Source organism: Bradyrhizobium australiense, assembly GCF_013114825.1.
Lineage (GTDB): Bacteria > Pseudomonadota > Alphaproteobacteria > Rhizobiales > Xanthobacteraceae > Bradyrhizobium > Bradyrhizobium australiense.
In genome coordinates, this window is record NZ_JAAVLX010000002.1 from 412,106 (window position 1) to 430,702 (window position 18,597).

11 protein-coding genes and 1 pseudogene are annotated in these 18,597 nt (G+C 58.5%); 11 read left to right on the plus strand and 1 reads right to left on the minus strand.

Going from position 1 to position 18,597, the window contains the following annotated elements:
- Positions 1-3: 3 nt before the first annotated feature.
- From HCN58_RS05610 to HCN58_RS05625, 4 genes and pseudogenes are all read left to right on the plus strand, one after another.
- Positions 4-3,157: pseudogene (locus HCN58_RS05610) on the plus strand (efflux RND transporter permease subunit).
- On the plus strand, positions 3,154-4,707 hold the full coding sequence (locus HCN58_RS05615) for an efflux transporter outer membrane subunit (protein ID WP_171578350.1): 1,554 nt from the start codon (positions 3,154-3,156) through the stop codon (positions 4,705-4,707). Before HCN58_RS05610 ends, HCN58_RS05615 begins: the two are co-directional and overlap by 4 nt.
- Before the next feature lie 52 nt (positions 4,708-4,759).
- Positions 4,760-6,004 (plus strand): efflux RND transporter periplasmic adaptor subunit, encoded by a 1,245-nt coding sequence (locus HCN58_RS05620; protein ID WP_171578351.1) that lies wholly within the window; start codon positions 4,760-4,762, stop codon positions 6,002-6,004.
- 2 nt (positions 6,005-6,006) lie between these two features.
- Positions 6,007-7,962 carry a MacB family efflux pump subunit gene (locus HCN58_RS05625; RefSeq protein WP_171578352.1) on the plus strand — a complete coding sequence of 652 codons (1,956 nt, stop codon included), beginning with the start codon at positions 6,007-6,009 and terminating at the stop codon, positions 7,960-7,962.
- A gap of 219 nt (positions 7,963-8,181) precedes the next feature.
- Here HCN58_RS05625 and bamA read toward each other — a convergent pair whose 3' ends face one another.
- Positions 8,182-10,707, minus strand: a complete 2,526-nt coding sequence (bamA, locus tag HCN58_RS05630) for an outer membrane protein assembly factor BamA (RefSeq protein ID WP_171578353.1) — start codon at positions 10,705-10,707, stop codon at positions 8,182-8,184.
- Between the two features lie 435 nt (positions 10,708-11,142).
- Here bamA and HCN58_RS05635 point away from each other — a divergent pair, with 435 nt between their 5' ends.
- The 7 genes from HCN58_RS05635 to HCN58_RS05665 all read left to right on the plus strand — a co-directional run bounded on the left by HCN58_RS05635 (position 11,143) and on the right by HCN58_RS05665 (position 18,219).
- Positions 11,143-11,514 carry a hypothetical protein gene (locus HCN58_RS05635; protein ID WP_171578354.1) on the plus strand — a complete coding sequence of 124 codons (372 nt, stop codon included), beginning with the start codon at positions 11,143-11,145 and terminating at the stop codon, positions 11,512-11,514.
- Between the two features lie 138 nt (positions 11,515-11,652).
- Positions 11,653-12,375 (plus strand): Spy/CpxP family protein refolding chaperone, encoded by a 723-nt coding sequence (locus tag HCN58_RS05640; protein WP_171578355.1) that lies wholly within the window; start codon positions 11,653-11,655, stop codon positions 12,373-12,375.
- 230 nt (positions 12,376-12,605) lie between these two features.
- On the plus strand, positions 12,606-13,331 hold the full coding sequence (locus HCN58_RS05645) for a response regulator (protein WP_171578356.1): 726 nt from the start codon (positions 12,606-12,608) through the stop codon (positions 13,329-13,331).
- Positions 13,332-13,333: 2 nt separating this feature from the next.
- Complete coding sequence (locus tag HCN58_RS05650; RefSeq protein WP_171578357.1) at positions 13,334-14,623, plus strand: ATP-binding protein; 1,290 nt, start codon at positions 13,334-13,336, stop codon at positions 14,621-14,623.
- A gap of 360 nt (positions 14,624-14,983) precedes the next feature.
- Positions 14,984-15,541, plus strand: coding sequence for a LabA-like NYN domain-containing protein (locus HCN58_RS05655; RefSeq protein WP_171578358.1), 558 nt, complete (start codon positions 14,984-14,986; stop codon positions 15,539-15,541).
- Positions 15,542-16,099: 558 nt separating this feature from the next.
- On the plus strand, positions 16,100-16,834 hold the full coding sequence (locus HCN58_RS05660) for a response regulator (protein WP_171578359.1): 735 nt from the start codon (positions 16,100-16,102) through the stop codon (positions 16,832-16,834).
- A 2-nt stretch (positions 16,835-16,836) separates the two neighbouring features.
- A complete protein-coding gene (locus HCN58_RS05665; protein WP_171578360.1) occupies positions 16,837-18,219 on the plus strand; it encodes an ATP-binding protein in 1,383 nt (460 codons plus the stop codon).
- Positions 18,220-18,597: the final 378 nt, after the last annotated feature.

The window sequence follows — 18,597 nt, forward strand, 5'->3', positions numbered from 1 at the left end:
CCGATGTCTCGTTTCTTCATCGATCGCCCGGTATTTGCTTGGGTGCTCGCTATCGTCGTCATGCTGGGCGGTCTACTCTCTCTCAGAACGCTATCGATCTCGCAATACCCGCAGATCGCGCCGACCACGGTGCGCGTCAGCGCGACCTACGCGGGCGCCGATGCCCAGACTGTCGAAAATTCGGTGACCAAGGTCATCGAACAGGGCATGACCGGTATCGACAATCTCGACTACATGACCTCGACTTCCACATCGACCGGCTCGTCGCAAATTACGCTTACCTTCACCAGCGCAGCGAACCCGGATACGGCGCAGATCCAGGTACAGAATAAGCTCCAACTCGTCACTTCGCTGCTGCCGCAGACCGTACAGAATTCCGGCGTTTCCGTCACGAAGTCGTCGACCGGCTTCCTAATGGTGATCGGATTCGTCTCGTCCGACAGCAAGCTTTCCTCAATCGATCTCGCCGACTTCGTCAACAGCACGCTGAACGATACGCTCAAGCGCGTGGAAGGCGTGGGCGACACCCAACTATTCGGATCCGGTTACGCAATGCGCATCTGGATCGACCCGGACAAGCTTGCCAAGTACGGGCTGATGCCGAGCGAAGTCGCTTCCGCGATCGAAGCGCAAAACACGCAAGTTTCTGCCGGCCAGCTTGGCGGCTTGCCAGCGCGCAAGGGACAGCAGCTCAACGCGACCGTGACCGCGCGCAGTCGCCTCCAGACGACCGAGCAATTCCGCAACATCATCCTCAAGAGCGCCACCGATGGTTCGCTGGTGCGGCTGAACGACGTCGCCAGTGTCGAACTCGGCGCCGAAAGCTATACCACCAGCGCAGCGTATAATGGAAAGCCGGCCGCGGGACTCGCTGTCAATCTGGCGACGGGCGCAAACGCCATCAGTACCGCGCAAGCCGTCAAGGCCGCCATCGCGCGTGTGTCCTCCACGTTTCCGCAAGGCGTCGAAGTGGTCTACCCCTATGATACCACGCCTTTCGTGGAACTATCGATCGAAGAAGTGGTAAAGACGCTGATCGAGGCCATCATTCTCGTCTTCATTGTTATGTTTGTCTTCTTGCAGAGTATACGAGCCACCCTCATCCCAACTCTGGCGGTTCCTGTCGTGCTGCTTGGCACGTTCGGCGTGCTTGCCGTCTTCGGCTATTCCATCAACGCGCTCACCATGTTCGCCATGGTGCTGGCAATCGGGCTTCTGGTCGACGACGCGATCGTCGTAGTCGAGAACGTCGAGCGCGTTATGCGGGAGGAAGGACTTTCTCCAAGGGATGCGACGCGGAAGTCCATGGATGAGATCACGGGCGCGCTCATCGGCATCGCGACGGTGCTGTCCGCCGTGTTCGTGCCGATGGCATTCTTTGGCGGCTCCGTGGGTATCATCTATCGACAGTTCTCGGTCACGATCGTCTCGGCAATGATCCTGTCGGTGCTGGTCGCGCTCGTGCTGACGCCTGCGTTGTGCGCGACCGTCCTGCGCCCTCCCGGGGACCAGGCGACGCGAACCGGGGCGTTTGGCTGGTTCAACCGCGTATTCGATTCGGGAACGCATGCCTATCGTAACGTCACGAAGGGAGCCATACGACGATCCGGACATTTCCTGCTCGTTTTCGTGGCCATCGTCGTCGCGATCGGCGTGATGTTCATGCGCCTGCCGGGTTCATTCCTTCCCCAGGAAGATCAGGGCATTCTGATGACCAGCGTGCAGCTTCCGGTGGGCGCGACGCAGGACAGGACGCTGCGCGTCCTGGAGGAAGTCAAGGAGCACTACCTCACGCAGGAGAAGAATGCCGTCGAAGGCGTGTTCACCACGGCCGGCTTCGGCTTCGGCGGCCAAGGGCAGAACGTCGGGATCGCCTTCGTCCGGTTGAGACCGTTGGCTGAACGGAGATCGGCGGTGTTGTCCGCGCAAGCCGTCGCCGGACGTGCCATGATGGCATTTCGCGGCGTCAAAGACGGACTGGCGTTCGCGCTTGCTCCGCCGGCCATCCAGGGCATGGGCAACTCCAGCGGTTTCGACTTCTACCTGCAGGATGTCAACGGCGCCGGACACGCCGAACTGATGCAGACGCGCGACCGACTCCTGCAACTGTCGGCACAGAATAAGTCTATCGCCAATGCCCGTCCGAATGGCCAGGAAGACGAGCCGCAGTTCTCGATCGACATCGATCAGGAAAAGGCCAGCGCGCTTGGCGTAAGCCTCTCGGATATCAACACGACGCTTTCGACGGCCTGGGGCAGCAGCTATGTCAACGATTTCATCGACCGCGGCCGCGTCAAAAAAAGTCTACCTGCAATCGGACCGGGATTTCCGGATGCAGCCAGATGACCTGGGCCGGTGGTACGTGCGAAATTCGTCGAATACCATGGTGCCATTCTCGGCCTTTGCATCCGGCCGCTGGACATTCGGATCTCCGCGGCTCGAACGATACAACGGCTCCGCGGCGGTCGAGATCAAGGGAGAAGCTGCTGCCGGGATCAGTTCAGGTGCTGCCATGGAGGCGATCGGCAACCTCGTGAAGCAGCTGCCCTCCGGCTACGCCAATCAATGGACCGGTCTTTCCGCGCAAGAGCAACTGTCGAACAATCAAGCTGCTTCGCTCTATGTGATCTCGGCGCTCGTGGTATTCTTGTGTCTCGCTGCCCTGTATGAAAGCTGGTCGATCCCGTTCGCGGTCATGCTTTCGGTTCCGATCGGAATTTTTGGCGCACTTCTGGCGGCGATCATGTTCGGTCAGGCCAATGACGTCTATTTCAAGGTCGGCTTGCTGACGACGATTGGCCTCGCGGCAAAGAATGCCATCCTGATCATCGAATTCGCGCTTGTGCGGCAGGAGTTGGGCATCGACCTGGTCGAGGCGACCCTCGAAGCAGCTCGCCAGCGCCTTCGCCCGATTCTCATGACGTCCCTTGCCTTCATCCTGGGTGTAATGCCGCTTGCCTTCGCATCCGGAGCGGGCTCGGGCGCGCAGAATTCGATCGGCATCGGCGTCATGGGCGGCATGATCGCAAGCACCGCGCTTGGAATACTCTTCGCGCCGCTCCTCTTCGTCGTCGTGCGCAGAGTATTCAAAGGCGGCCACGTAAAACGCAATGCACCGCGAGAAACCGATCCGACGCCGGAGACGATCCAGCCATGACCCGGCGATTATCAACAGGTTATTCCGAACGCGGAGCAATCACGGCCGCCCGGGCGGGTCAGAAATTCGGGGCGAGTTCTCGCGGCAACGCTTGCCGAATATTCATCCTGTTGCTTTCAATCCAGCTGTTGACCGGATGCGCTGTGGGCCCCGACTTCGGATCCCCCTCCATTGAGCTTCCGACGCGTTGGTCGAACGCAAAGGCTACCAAGACGCCGCCGGCCGCAAATCTGTCCCATTGGTGGCGTCGTCTGAAGGATCCGGTACTGAACGCACTCATCGAGCAAGCCGTGGACGGCAATCTCGACGTGGCGCGCGCAAAAGGACGAATTCGCGAGGCACGAGCAACGCGTCGGCAAGCGGTCGGTGCCTTGTTCCCACAAGTCGAGGGTTCCGGCTCGGCTACCCGAAATCAGGCCAGCGCGGTCTCGGCAGGCGGCGGCGGGACAGGTACCTATAATCAGTTCCAGGCCGGCTTTGATGCCAGTTGGGAGCTTGATCTGTTCGGCGGCAATCGTCGCGCCGTCGAGGCCGCGACTTATGGAGTCGATGCGGCAGAGGACGATTTGCGCGCTACGTTGCTGACCTTGGTCGGAGACGTAGCGGCCTATTACACCGAAGCCCGCGGCTATCAGGCGCGTATCGCGCTCGCGCGCCGCACTGCGTCCTCGCAGCGCGAGACCGCGGCGCTGACACAGAAGAAATTCGATGCCGGTTCTTCTTCCGCAGTCGATGTAGCCAAGGCTTCGGCTCAAGCTGCAACCACGGAAGCAAACATACCTACTTACGAAACATCCTATTCGGAAGCTGTTCACCGGCTCGGCGTGCTGCTCGGCCGGGATCCGACGGCATTGACTCAGCCACTTCGCCGCGGGGCGCCTATTCCGGCTCCCCGCCTTCCGTTGCCGACGGGTATTCCGGCCGACGTTCTTGTCATGCGGCCCGACGTGCGTCGGGCCGAGCGGCAATTGGCACAGTATACGGCCAAAATCGGCCAGGCGGAGGCCGCGCTCTATCCAAGCGTCACCCTCACCGGCTCGGTGTCGACGACCGGCCTCAAGACCGGCGATCTCGGCGAGAATTCATCTATCGGATGGTCATTCGGGCCGACGGTCAGCGTTCCAATCTTCAACGGCGGTAAGCTGCGTGCTGGCGTCGAAATCGCGGAGGCCCAGCGCGACCAATACTACATCGCTTGGCGCTCGGCTGTGCTTTCTGCACTCGAGGACGTGGAAAACTCCATCGTCTCGCTGGCGCAGGAACGCATCAGGATCCAGAGCCTTTCAAAGGCCGCTCAGCGTTACCGCGAGGCGGCGCGCCTATCTCGCTCGCTTTACGAGACCGGCTCGTCGAGTTTTCTCGACGTGCTCGATGCCGAACGCTCGCTTTACACGGCGGAAGATTCGCTCCTGCAGAGCCGCATCGCCATTGCAACCGATTACATCGCGCTTTCCAAGGCGCTCGGCGGTGGCTGGGACGGCGCGATCGAGAGTTCGCGGCCGGACGTGAATGACGTCAATACAGGACCGCACATTCCAGTTTCGCAGTAGCACTCCGAACTTCAGGCACTTCACTTTACCCCGCGAAAATCACATTCCATAGATGCCGACAAACGTAGCGACCGAGCGCAGGCACATCTTGAGACGTTTCGCTGTCGTCATCCTCGCGCTTGTCGCGGTGGGTTTGCTCCTTTGGCTGGTCAAGATCATGCTCGTTTCAGAGCAGACCGCGACCATGATTACGGCTCCGGCGACGATCGGTGACATCGAAGAATCAGTGCTGGCCAGCGGCACGCTGAAACCTGTCAAGCTCGTCGCCGTCGGCGCACAGGTTTCCGGTCGCGTCACATCCTTGAAAGTATCTCTCGGACAGACGGTAAGGGCCGGAGATCTGATCGCGGAGATTGATTCCCTGACGCAGCAGAATTCGTTGCGGACGGCGGAAGCGACGCTGGCTTACACCCGCGCCCAGCGTCTCGAGAAGGAGGCGGCCCTTGTCTTGGCCGAGGCTACTCTCGCTCGCCAGCAACTTACCTGGGCGCAGAAGGCGTCGTCGCGCGCCGAATATGACTCCGCCGAAGCGACCGTGAAGACAACACGCGCGCAGCTGGCGCAGCTCGACGCCCAGATTGTGCAGGCAGAGGTCGGTATCGAGACCGCGCGCATCAATCTAGGCTACACTCGCATCACGGCTCCTATCGACGGCACCGTACTCTTAAGCGTGACTCAGGAAGGTCAGACGGTGAATGCCGTTCAGTCGGCGCCCACCATCGTTATTCTTGGTCAGCTCGACACCATGATGGTGCGCGCGGAGATCTCCGAGGCGGACGTCGTCAAGGTCCATCCGGGTCAGCCGGTCTATTTCACGGTCCTCGGCGATCGGAAACATCGCCACTACGCAAGACTGGGTTCCATAGAGCCGGCGCCGGAATCCATCCGCAATGACAGCAGTTTCAGTGCAACCACCGCGACGACCGCCAACAGCAGTTCCTCGTCATCGTCCACATCCGCTGTCTACTACAACGGCATATTCACTATCCCGAACACGGACAGGAAACTGCGAACCTACATGACCGCGGAGGTCCATATCATTCTCGCCGAAGCACGCAAGGTTCTAACCATCCCGGCCGCCGCACTCGGCAACGCCGGGCCGGATGAAAGCAGTACGGTGCGCATCGCCGGGTCGGATGGCAGGATCACGACCCGCACGATTAAAATCGGCCTTAACAACAAGATCACGGTCGAAGTGAAGGCCGGCCTAAAGGAGGGTGAGCACGTCGTGATCGGAGAAAGGAGCCGTGGTGCGTCCGAGGCGGCTGCGATTCCTTCGCCGCCCGGGGAACTCTAGCAATGGCCCCTCTCATCGTCCTTGAGAATCTTTGCCGGCATTTCGTCGCTGGCGATGCCACCGTCGTTGCACTGCGGGAAGTCGGTCTCACTATCGAAGCCGGTGAAATGGTCGCCATTGTAGGAGCATCGGGCTCCGGCAAATCGACGCTGATGAACATACTTGGCTGCATTGATCGACCAACCACCGGAAGCTACTGCATTTCAGGAAGGGAAACGGCCGCGCTGGACATTGATGAGTTGGCTACGCTGCGGCGCGAGCACTTCGGCTTCATTTTCCAGCGCTATAACCTGTTATCGGAACTGAACGCACTCGCCAACGTCGAGATGCCGGCTATCTATGCCGGACTGTCACCGAGCGATCGGGGCGCGAGAGCTGGTACCCTGCTTGCGCGGCTTGGCATGACCGACCGGATCAGCCACAGGCCGGGTCAGCTTTCGGGTGGACAACAACAGCGCGTCTCCATTGCTCGAGCGCTCATCAATGGTGCCAGAGTCCTTCTTGCAGATGAGCCGACCGGCGCGCTGGACAGCACCGCCGGCGAAGAGGTGTTGCGCATTCTCGACGAGCTGCACGCCGAGGGACGAACAGTCATCATCGTCACACACGATATGACGGTGGCCCGCCACGCGGAACGCATCATCGAACTCCATGATGGGGCCATCGTCTCCGACCGGCGGACGGAACGAGCCCGCCTTGCGCCGGCCGCGCGCAACCTCGCCGTAGAAGCAGGTCCGCCCCCAGCGCGGTGGCGGACGCAGATCGGTCGGCTCGGCGAGGCGTTACGTATGGCACTAGCGTCCATGAAAGCTCATCGACTGCGAACCGCCCTCACCATGCTCGGGATCATCATCGGCGTTGTTTCGGTGGTGTGCGTGGTAGCGCTCGGCGAAGGATCGCGTCGCCAAGTCCTCTCCAGTATCAGCAATCTTGGCACCAACACACTGGAAATCTTCCCCGGCAAGGATTTCGGCGACGTTCGTTCTGGCAAGATCAAAACCCTGGTGCTTGCGGATGCGCGAGCGCTCGCCCAGCAACCCTATGTCGCCGCGGTAACCCCAACCGTTTCGACAAACCGGACGCTCCGCTACGGCTCTGTGGAAGCGAGCGCGCTGGTGAACGGCGTCAGCGAGCAGTATTTTGACGTGAAGGGCACCAAGCTTGCCGCGGGATTGTTCTTTGATGCCGGCAGTGTTCGCAGCCTGTCCCAGGACATCGTCATCGACGACAACACGCGCAAGGCGCTCTTCCCGGATTACGGAGGCAGCCCCCTCGGCCAGACCATTCTAGTCGGTAATGTGCCTTGCCGCATCGTTGGGATCATACGTCAGCAACAGAGCGGCTTCGGTTCGAATGCTAACCCGGCTGTCTATCTACCCTATACGACGGTCCAAGCGCGGTTCCTCGGCGATTCTTCGCTGCGAAGCATCTCGCTGCGCGTTGCCAACGAAACCGCGAGCGGCGCCGCCGAACTTGCTGCCGTCGATTTCCTCACACAGCGCCACGGAGCCAAGGACTTCTTTATTCTCAACACGGACGACATTCGCCGGACGATCACGAGTACCGCCCAGGTGCTGACCCTGCTGGTCGCTGCCATTGCCGTTATCTCGCTGATCGTCGGCGGTCTCGGAGTGATGAACATCATGCTTGTCTCAGTTTCCGAACGGATCGGTGAGATCGGGCTGCGCATGGCGGTCGGCGCTCGCCGTAGCGACATCCTGCAACAGTTCCTGATTGAAGCGGTTCTGGTGTGCCTGATTGGCGGCACGATCGGAATTCTTGCGGCGTTGGGGTTTGGCGCCATCTTCAACGCGCTCACCCCCGCCTTTCATCTGGTGTATTCCGCAAGCTCCATCGTTGCCGCGTTCGCTTTCTCGACAATAATCGGCATCGTATTCGGATATCTACCGGCCAGGAACGCGTCACTTCTCGATCCAGTTGTGGCTCTATCGCGGTAATGCCGGCCGATGAAGCTCCTGCTTCGTCTGAATCCGCCTATCACGAGATCCGCATGGCAGAATTCGGCCCAATGGTGGCGTGCCGCGGATCGACGGTTCATGAAACTGCGCTGGATAGCTTCGTTCGCCGACGGCGTCGCTTGGAGCATTCTCACCAAAGCTTGACCGTCGGTCGATCCCTCGCACGCGAGGCCCGAGAACTGGACTTCAATAAATGGTCTAGAAAGACGTCCCGCCGCCGAACTTGAACTGCTGGACGATGTCGTACTTTCCTTTGGTCAGCGGAACCGCGTAGTCGAACCGAAGTGGACCGAACGGCGAAGCCCAAATCAAGCCGACGCCGACCGAGGAGCGTATTTGATTGCCGTCGTCATATTGCAGGCCGCATCTTGGGCAGGCCGGCGAATTGACTTCGCCCGTTGCGGCCCACGATGTCGGACCTTTGTAGTCCCAGAGCGAGCCAGCGTCTGCGTAGATCGATCCCTTGAGTCCAACTTCCTTTGGTAAGAACCAGAATGGCATCTGCAATTCAGCCGAAGCACCCCAATACTTGGTGCCGCCCAAGGCGTCGCCGGTCGCCCCCAGATTGTAATAAGTGAGGTCTCGAGCACCTATGCCGTTAGATGCAAAACCTCTAACCAGGTTCGGACCCATTTGGAAATGGTCGAGCATTCGAACACCATCTCCACCGAAGCTATTCAGGATTCCGGCCTGACCGCGAATGAGACCGACAATGTTGGCTACCAAAGGAGTATAATACTTCGCGTCGATGGACGTCTTGAGATATTTAACATCGCCCCCGACCCCTGCATAATCCTGTTTGAAATCGATCAGCAAGCCGTCGGTCGGGTTCTTGTTGTTATCAAGCGTGTTGTAGGCCAGGTTGTATCCGATGGCGGACGTCCAAACGGCGCCATTGCCCAGTTCTTTTCGAACCGGCAGCGCGGACTCACCATCCGAATAGCAGCCGTATCCATAATAAGAAGAAGAACTGGAATTGGTCGGATCGACGCCGCCTAACACGCTACTGATATATGCAGGCGTCGGATTGAAGGCGAGCAGTGAATTTGACGTGTTGTTGTTGCAGTTGTTGTAAGCGTCCGTCAGCGTGATCTGTTGCTGATAGATCGAATACCGAAGCTGCAACGAAAGATCTTCGCGCAGAGTAAAACCCAACCTCGGTGAAAAGCCGATAGTCTTGGTCCCGTAAGTAGTGGTGCTGGTCGCGAGCTGCTCCTTATAGAAAGCATCCAATCCCAGTGCGACGCGATAATCCAGCAGATACGGCTCGACATACGAGAGCGTAAGTCCCCTCGAATACTGACCGTATGTCACCGCGGCCTTCGCATACAAGCCGCGGCCAAGGAAGTTTCGCTCGGAAATGCTGACTTCGGCCAATGCACCGTCGCTCGTCGAATACCCGCCCGAGACCGAGAAGTCTCCGGTCGACTTCTCTTCCAGATTGACGACGAGGATGACCCTGTCGCTCGATGATCCGGGCTCCGCCGTAATCTTTACGGACTTGAAGAAATCCAGATTATTCAACCGCCGTTCCGCGCGATCAACCAGCGCGCGGTTGTAGGCATCGCCCTCGGTCAAATCGAACTCGCGGCGTATGACATAGTCGCGGGTGCGGTGATTGCCGCGGATATCGATGCGTTCGACATAGTTCCGCGGTCCCTCCTGCACCGTGAAGACGATTGACACGGTGTTGGTCTCAAAATTGCGATCGCCGCGAGGGCGAACCATGGCAAACGCATAGCCTCGGCGGGAGGTCTCGATCTGCATCTCCTCGACAGACTTTTCCAGTGCTTCGGCGTTGTAGAGTGAACCGACATTGATGCGCGATAATTTACGCAGAGAATTTCCATCAAGCGTAGCGATGCCGGACTGGAACTCGACTGAGGCAACGCGATACTGCTGGCCTTCCTCGATCTTGAAAGTAATGAGAAACCCCTTCTTCTCGGGATCGTATTCGGTTAATGCCGCCACCACGTGCACATCGGCATAGCCGTTTTTCAGATAAAACCGGCGAATCAGGTCGCGGTCGGCTTCGATGCGGTCGGGATCGTAGAGGTCGTTACCGCCGAGAAAGCTCAACAAATTCGATTCACGGGTCTTGATGACGTCTCGCAGCCTATAGGACGAGTATGCGTTGTTACCGATGAATTCGATCGACTTGACGCCGGTTTTCGAACCTTCGGTGATGGTGAATATCAGATTGACACGGTTGTTGGGCTGCTCGATGACTTCAGGATTAACGCGCACGTCATACCGCCCCGACCGCCGATAGATTTCGGCGATACGCTGGGCGTCGGATTGCACCATCGGACGCGACAGCGTGCCGCGCGGCTTGGACTGTATTTCCGCCGAAAGCTGGTCGTCTTTGACCTTCTTATTACCCTCGAAGGCAATGCGACCGATCACCGGGTTCTCGACCACGGTCACTACGAACCGGCTACCCGCTTGGTTGATTTTCACATCCTGGAACAGGCCGGTCTCGACCAGCGCCTTCAGGCCGTCGTCGATTTCCGCCTGGTTCAGACGCCCGTCCGGACGCGGCTTGAAATAGGAGCGGATGGTCTCGGCCTCGACGCGCCGGTTTCCCTCGACGGCAATTGAAACCTGGGCCTGAGAGAAGGCCGGCCAAGACACAAGAACGGCCGCCAACGTGGTGGCAACCGACACGGAAAACACGATCGGGGCGGCGAGCGCGCCTCCCCGCATAGATACCCCCAGCTTCATGTAGTCTGTTCCTCGTCGATCCGATGAAGGACCGTAGGGCTCAGATGTGGCTGAGAAATCTCCGAATTATTTCCGACTATTCTGAAATGTTGCTGGATCGGAAATGAGGTTTCCGAAGCGCTCGTTTTGTTGTTCGCCATCCCTGTCCTGGATACAGAGCGGGACTCAGGCAATGCCTTGGCGGCTCGGCTTCTAACGTCGCTAATTCCACAATCCGTCGATTGACTTCCTCAGAGATCGACGTGCGAGAAGATAGCGTTCGCATCTGCAAACCGGTTCTTCAACTGCGGTTCAGCCGATGTCGCACCGTGCAGTCGGCTCGCACATTCTCGGAAATACTCGGCAACAGTTAAGCACTTTACTTCCAATGGACCTGCGAAGCATGTGGCCGCGACGCTGCTCGCTGAAAGCGGCACTTTCGCCAGGAAACCCGCGATGAAAATGAAGTTCATTTCGACGACAGGGATCGTGACGTTCCTTGCTGTCGCAGCATTCATGGTCGAACCGCTTCCAGTCCATGCGGCACCCAAGAAAAAATTCGATGACCGTAATAGCGCCTTCTACTATGGCCCCAATGGACCAAACAGATCCTATCAGGCGGGACCGCATACCCGCGTTTATGTTACGACGCGATCGTGGCTGGATGCAGGCACCGAAGTCCTGCCAGGAGACCGCAAATTTTCCGATTATGCATTTCCGCCGGGATATTCGTTCGGGCGCGAGAACCGGGACCGCCCAATTGATCGGCAGCCATTGAATCCGGCTTCGGACTTTGGTGGAATTCAGCAGGTGTTTCCCTTGTACTGATCGGGTCCAGCGCGAGCTTCGCCCACAGCATGACATTACAGCCTCGACAAATAACCCCATTCTCAAATTTCAACAAAGCGGACAAAAAGCAGCAACGTATTTGCTTCAGGCTCGTCACTTGACAGCAGGAGAAGCGGCATGCTGAAGCAAGCAAAGACGAGAAATTACGCGTGCTTGGGAACACAATTGGTCGGCGGCGTAATTGCCTCGCTTATCGTTTTCCAGGTCGTCGCAGCAACGCCGATCCCGAATGATCTCCTTCGAGTTCAGGACGATCCGATAACCATCCGGAAAGCGTCGGATGCTGATGTTGCTGCGGCCGACGTTGGAAAGGCCTCGTTGGCACTTTCAGGCCAATCGTCGGGGCCATCACGTAAGAGCGGAAAGCTCTGGACGGCCCAATTCTTCAACCAGCCGGACTTTCCAGACGGTCCACCTTTCGGAATGATTGATCACCTCGGTCCGCCTTCAGCGGGCCCGGGACCGGGACCTGCTGAAGGAATGCCGTCCAAGTTTGGTCCTCGAACGGCCTGCCTTGAGGCTATCAACTGGCAGATGGGCGCCTACGGCTACAGAAAAAGCAAGCTTCTGCTTACCGACGACCAGAAGCCGGCCTGGAAGGCCGTCGAAGACGCGGTGGATGCTTTCACTCAAAACATGCGCGCCATATGCGGCACCTTGCCCAACCACTACGTCGGAAGCCCGGGCATTGTCGAACGGTCCGATTTTCTCGAGCGGCAGCTATCCGCTCGACTGGATTTTCTGCGAGCTCTCAAGGCGCCGCTGGAGCATCTTCTCGGGCAACTGACGCCTGATCAGCGAGCGTCCTTCGATGCACCACCTCCATTTCCACCGTTCTAGACCTCGTTAGCCGGCAGGTTTTCGCCGCAGCGTGTCCGTGCCTGCCGTGCTTGATTCCAGCTGTGAGGGCCGCGCTTCCACGGAATACCTGACTTTGTTTCCCAGTGTTTCCAGGCCATGCATTAGCCCTTTCTGCATCATGCATTGGCCTCATCGTTGGGTTTAGCTGCCGAGTGAACCTCTGCAAACTTCGCTATCGCAATCAGACCCAAAGCCACGGTTGATGTCTCATGACTCCTAAACGAGAGCCGCACATTCTTGTGGTCGACGACGATCTGGAAATTCGCAATCTGCTCGGAAAGTATCTTGCAAGTCAGGACTTCCGTGTCTCCCTCGCTTCAGATCTGAAAAGTTTCAGGAAGGCAATCGCTTCAAGCACTATCTCCCTTGCGGTTCTGGACGTGATGCTCCCCGACGGCTCCGGGCTAGACATTTGCCGCGACTTGCGCGCGCAAAATTCGACACTCCCGATAATTCTCCTCACTGCGCGGACAGAGGACATTGATCGCATCATAGGTCTCGAGTTCGGAGCGGACGATTATCTCGGAAAGCCATTCAATCCGCGGGAATTGGTTGCGCGTATCCGGGCCGTGTTGCGGCGGCAACAAGAAGTTGCGGCCTCCCCGAAGCAGAACAAGACATACCGATTTGCCGGCTTCGAAATCGAGACCGTCCGACGTCGGATCGTCAACGGCAGGCAGGAAGAGGTCGATCTCACCGGCGCCGAGTTCGACCTGCTACACGCACTGATCTCTCGTCCCGGAAGGCTATTGTCTCGGGAACAGTTGCTCGACCTTACGGGTGGGCGGAATTCGGACCCGTTCGACCGCTCGATCGACGTCCTCATGAGCCGCATCCGCCGAAAACTGCGAGACAACGGCAGCGATGACGTAATCAAGACCGTACGCAATGGTGGCTATCAGTTCAGCGCACCGGTCGAGATCCTCGGAGTTTAATCGTGAACACTCTGAGGATACGGATTGCGCTCTTGCTCGTAATCTCCATCGTAGCAGTCGTCGGGCTTGCGACCTCGGCCAGCATCCTTATCCTCGGTCCGCGAGGACCGGATAAATTCGCCGAAGCAACGGCGATGCAAATCACAACGCTGCTTCGGCTTTTCGAGAACCATGAGCCCAGCGGTTCGCTTCCGATGGCACTCGACAGTGCGCCGACCGATGGCGCACCTCGCGAATTCTCCACGCGTATGCTCCAGAGAGCCCTTCGCGAGGCCGGCGCACAGAATCGGCTCACCGTAACCAAACCCCACGGCGGCGATCTGGCGGTCGTATCCGTCGAATTGCCGGGGCGCGGCTGGTTCGCCATCCCTGTGCTCGACGAACCGCGCTCGATCGGGCCATGGTTCGCGCTGGCCAGCTGGATAAGCCTCATCAGCGCCGGAGCTGTCGCGATTGCGCTCGCCATCGCGCACAGGGTGGCCCGCCCGCTCGCGCTGCTGGAGAAAGTGGCGAGTACGATTTCGCAAAACGGACAGATGATCGTCCTCCCCGAAATCGGACCTGCCGAAGTGAAAGCCACGGCACGCGCGCTAAACCGCCTCACCGCGAGCCTGAAGGTCGCGATGGAAAGCCGCATGCGATTGGTTGCGGCGGCAGGTCACGACCTGAGAACGCCTATCACTCGGATGCGGCTTCGTGCCGAATTCCTGCCAGACCACGAGCAGAACGCATGGCTTCGTGACTTGGACGAACTGCGCCGGATTGCGGACAGCTCGATCCAACTGGTTTATGAAGAAGTAGAAGGAAAACGCGGCGAGTCGGTACGCCTCGATAGTCTCGTTGGAACCGTCATCGACGAATTGACTGCAGCCGGCCTTAGCATCGAACTTCTCGCCTCCAGCCCGGTACTGATACGAGCTGCACCTCTCGCCATCACTCGTGTACTCAGAAACCTCATCACCAACGCTGCGACCCACGGCAACAGTTGCGCAGTTTTGATCGAAGCGCAGCCGCAGCGAGCGATCGTCGTAATCGAGGATTGCGGGCCAGGCATTCCAGCCGCGGTCATCGACCAGGTCTTCGAGCCTTTCTTTCGTATTGATCCGGCGCGACAGCAACCGATTCCAGGCGCGGGCCTCGGCCTTGCTATCGCCAAGGAAATTGTCGGGCGGCACGATGGTGAGATTATCCTAACGAACAGGATCGCCGGTGGACTGCGACAGGAAATCAGATTTCCGCGATACATTGAACGCCAAACAGACGCCAGGCGGATTCCGGCACTTACCGCCTAACTTAGTAGGTGCGTGTCGGTAAAGTGCTCCCATTTCTAGCTTAAGTGTTCGTTTTCCATCTTCGCGACTCCGCTACCAGTGTCAATTTACTTTCCGACACCTCGACACTTTTCGGACGACGTCCTATTCCTAGGCTTTTTGGCTTCCCAAGCTAATTTGCCGTTACAGCGCGATTTTCGCGCCTATGGCGAATACGCCAAAACATTTCCAAATATTGCCAAGAGGACTTAAGCAATATCCAGAAAGGGATCTCTTCCGCGCCGTTCTCGTAACGCCGGCTCCTTTGGGGCACACTGTTGCCAGACTCATTCATCGACCTGCCCACCCTTTCGGTTAAGTCAGCTGGGAGAGTCGAACAAAATGGTGCGAACCAAGTCAAACAGAATTGCCCTATTCATTGATGGACCCAATCTCCAATCAACCGCCAAAAATCTTGGCTTCGACATCGACTACACACTACTGCTGGAGGAGTTCCGGTCCCGCGGACCGCTGTTGCGCGCATTCTACTACATAGCAACGATCGAGAATCCGAAGTCTTCCCCGGCGCGCTCGTGGATCGACTGGCTCGGATGGAACGGCTATATAGTCGTTGCCAAGGCGGCGAAAGAATTTGTCGGTGTGAACGGTCGATTCAGGCCAAAGCTGAACACGAACATCGAACTCGCAATTGACGCTATGGAAACTGCCGAGCACGTCGACCAGATTGTGCTATTCTCCGGTGACGGCGCTTTTCGTCCCCTTGTTGCGGCTGAACAGCGCCGTGGAGTACGGGTGACCGTGGTTTCAACGAGATCGAGTCAACCGCCGATGATTGCCGACGAGTTGCGCCGACAGGCCGACACCTTCACCGATCTGCTCGAGCTAAAATCGAAGGTTGGCCGAGACTTGGGCAAGCGAGCGCCCCGACGGCAAGCGTAAGACCACATTTCACACTCCGGCTCGGGACGAAATAGCACGCCCTGGTCTAATCCCACCCGATTCTCTCCCGGTCAGCCCTTAGTTGGAAGAGCGAGCGTTGAATCCTCTGAATCCCGGACTTGCCTAGTTTGCTGCTTGACGCAGCGCGCTGCCGTCCCACGCTTTGGTCGTGATTGGCGAGGCGGGTCGTGGCCGGGGCGGCCACTGGGGCTACCCACCAACAAAAAGGAGTCACTGTACTGAAGGATCCGCGTAAATAGGCAACCGCCCTTCCCTCCTCGGGCCGGAGGGAAGGATGGTTATGACGCGCGTCGCCGCGTCGAAATGAGTTCTCTGACACCCGATCGGGCGCACGTCGAGTTGGATGCAATCCCGTCGCTCCACGCACCGCCTTCGCCGTGCACACTCGGCAAATGTTCATGCAACTAAGCGGACGTTGGGGCAATGATCTTAACGAAGCCCTGCGATCTGTTATATTCTGTTACTAAAGCCGGTTCAGAAACATTTTGAAAAAACATTCTTTCACCAACCCCCTCGAATCACCCACAAAAGGTAGACATGGCCCGCCTGCAGCCCAATATCCTTGTTGTCGAGGACGACCGTGAAACGCGGACTCTCATCGCAAAATACTTGCGCAACAACTCCTGCAACGTGACGATCGCATCAGATGGTCGCGAGATGTTCCGGGCAATGACCGACCACCGCGTCGACCTCATAATTCTTGACGTCATGCTGCCAGGCGAAGACGGCTTGAGCCTGTGCCGCACGGTCCGCGCGCAATCACATACGCCGATTATCATGCTGACTGCGCGTGGCGAGGACGTTGATCGCATTCTTGGTCTTGAGATGGGCGCCGACGACTACCTTGCAAAGCCGTTCAATCCGCGCGAACTACTGGCACGGATCAACGCAGTGCTCCGGCGGCAGGCGATCGCCGGTACCGCGAGCGCGAACGACGGTGCGACCGCGTTAACCTTCCTGCGCTGGCGAATCGATTTCCGCCTGCGCGAATTACGCAATCCCGAGGGTGCCCGCGTTGCAATGACAAGCGCCGAGTTCGACTTATTGTGGACGTTCTGCGAACGCCCCGGCCGCGTGCTATCGCGCGAGAGTCTTCTCGATCTCACCCAGGGTCGCAATGCTGGCTCATTCGAGCGCAGTATCGACGTCCTAGTTAGCCGCATCCGCCGCAAGATCGAACCAGATCAGCAAGAACCAACTCTTATCAAGACGGTGCGATCCGGCGGCTACATGTTCACCCCGCGGGTGGACGCGGTCGGCGCCGGCAACTAAGCATGACGCTGTCTCTCCTCCATCTCAGAGGCATCGGCGGGCAACTCGCGGCGCTGGTGGTCGCCTCGATCCTCGCTATTCATTTGATCATCACGACGGTGTTCTTCGTGAATCGCCCGGACGAATCAGAGCCGCCCGGCGACCGCGGACATGCTCAGCTCGCTAGCGCCATCCAATTGCTTAGCGCCGCGCCAGCATCCGAGCGGCAGCGGCTAGCAGCGGATATTGCCACCGCCTTCCCGCAGCTCGGGATCGAAGGCGTTGCTTCCGGCAACGCTCCTGTATCTGGCGAAGTCAATGGACGCGCTTTGCACGACCTGAGCCGACGCTTCAGCAACGCCTATCGGATAATCGCGCTCGACCGCGAGGGCGATATGCAACGGATCGGCATTACGCTGCCCGACGGCGCGCCGTTTTCCGCAAGACTGCGCGCTGATCGTAAGGGGCCGCCATTTTTGGGCGGGCCATGGATGATCACCTTGTTGTTCGCTGTCATCAGCATGACGCTACTCGGGCTGTGGGCGGCCCGCGCGCTCACCGCGCCGCTATCGGCCTTCGCGAAAGCGGCCGAGAGTTTCAGCCTCGACGGCACCGTGTCGCCGCTGCCCGAACGCGGCCCCGAAGAGATCCGCTCGGTCGCGAAAGCGCTCAACCGCATGCGCGAGCGAATCACCGGCCTAATCGACGATCGCACAAGAGTGCTGGCCGCGATCAGTCACGATCTGCGTACGCCGATCACGCGAATGCGGTTGCGGTCGGAATTCATTGAGGACGAAGCCCTTCGCAGCCGCATGTTCGGCGATCTCGACCAGATGCGCGCAATGCTCGAGTCGGTCCTTTCATTCCTGCGTAACGACAGCAAGCTGGAGTCTATGACGTTGGTCGATATCGCGACTACCTTGCAGCTCGTGGCGGATCAGTTCGCCGATATGGGACACAAGATCGTTTACGACGGCCCCCCACATGTCGCAATCATGGCCCGTCCCGATGATTTGCATCGCGCCATCACCAATCTCGTCGAGAACGCTGTCAGGTTCGGAGGGGAGGTGACGATCCGTCTCAAGATCTCGCCGCAGATCATAATAATAGATGTCGAGGACGACGGGCCTGGCATTTCTGATCCCAGAAAACAGATTGTGCTAGAGCCTTTCATGCGCGGAGATGACGCGCGCAGTATGGATGAAAGCCCGGGTTTCGGTCTGGGCCTGTCTATCGCCCGCGCAATAGTGGATGCGCACGGTGGAACGCTGAGACTTAATGACCGCCAACCACATGGACTCATCGTCCGCATAGAATTGCCTGCGGACGGACGAGCCCCCGCGTCAGGAATTCTTGCCCCCGCGCAAGGACCGAGGCTTGTCAGCGCACTGCCGCGCGCGAAATAGTCCAAAATCGTAATTTGGCGTAGAAAATCGTGTGCTGGGAGAGAGTGGGAGTCCAACCCACGATTCACGATCGTGGTGCTGAGCGCCAACGGGGCTGCGAAAGAACCAACCTTTCGCCTCACTGTTTCTTGGGTCCCTTGGCGATCGGCCGATCGCCAAGTTCTGCTCGTGCGGCGACTCCAAGTTTTAGGTGATGACCCCTGTTCTTGCTACGCCGCGTCACTCTGAGGGCGTTCACGCTTCTACGGACATCAATTCCACTTCCAAGGACGACCGCCAACGCTGGCCTTTAAGATTTTTCTTGATCCCCCGGTGCACACGTCGTGCACACGCCGCCTTCTAACTAATTGAAAATCTTGAATTCTCGCTCCAGTCCAT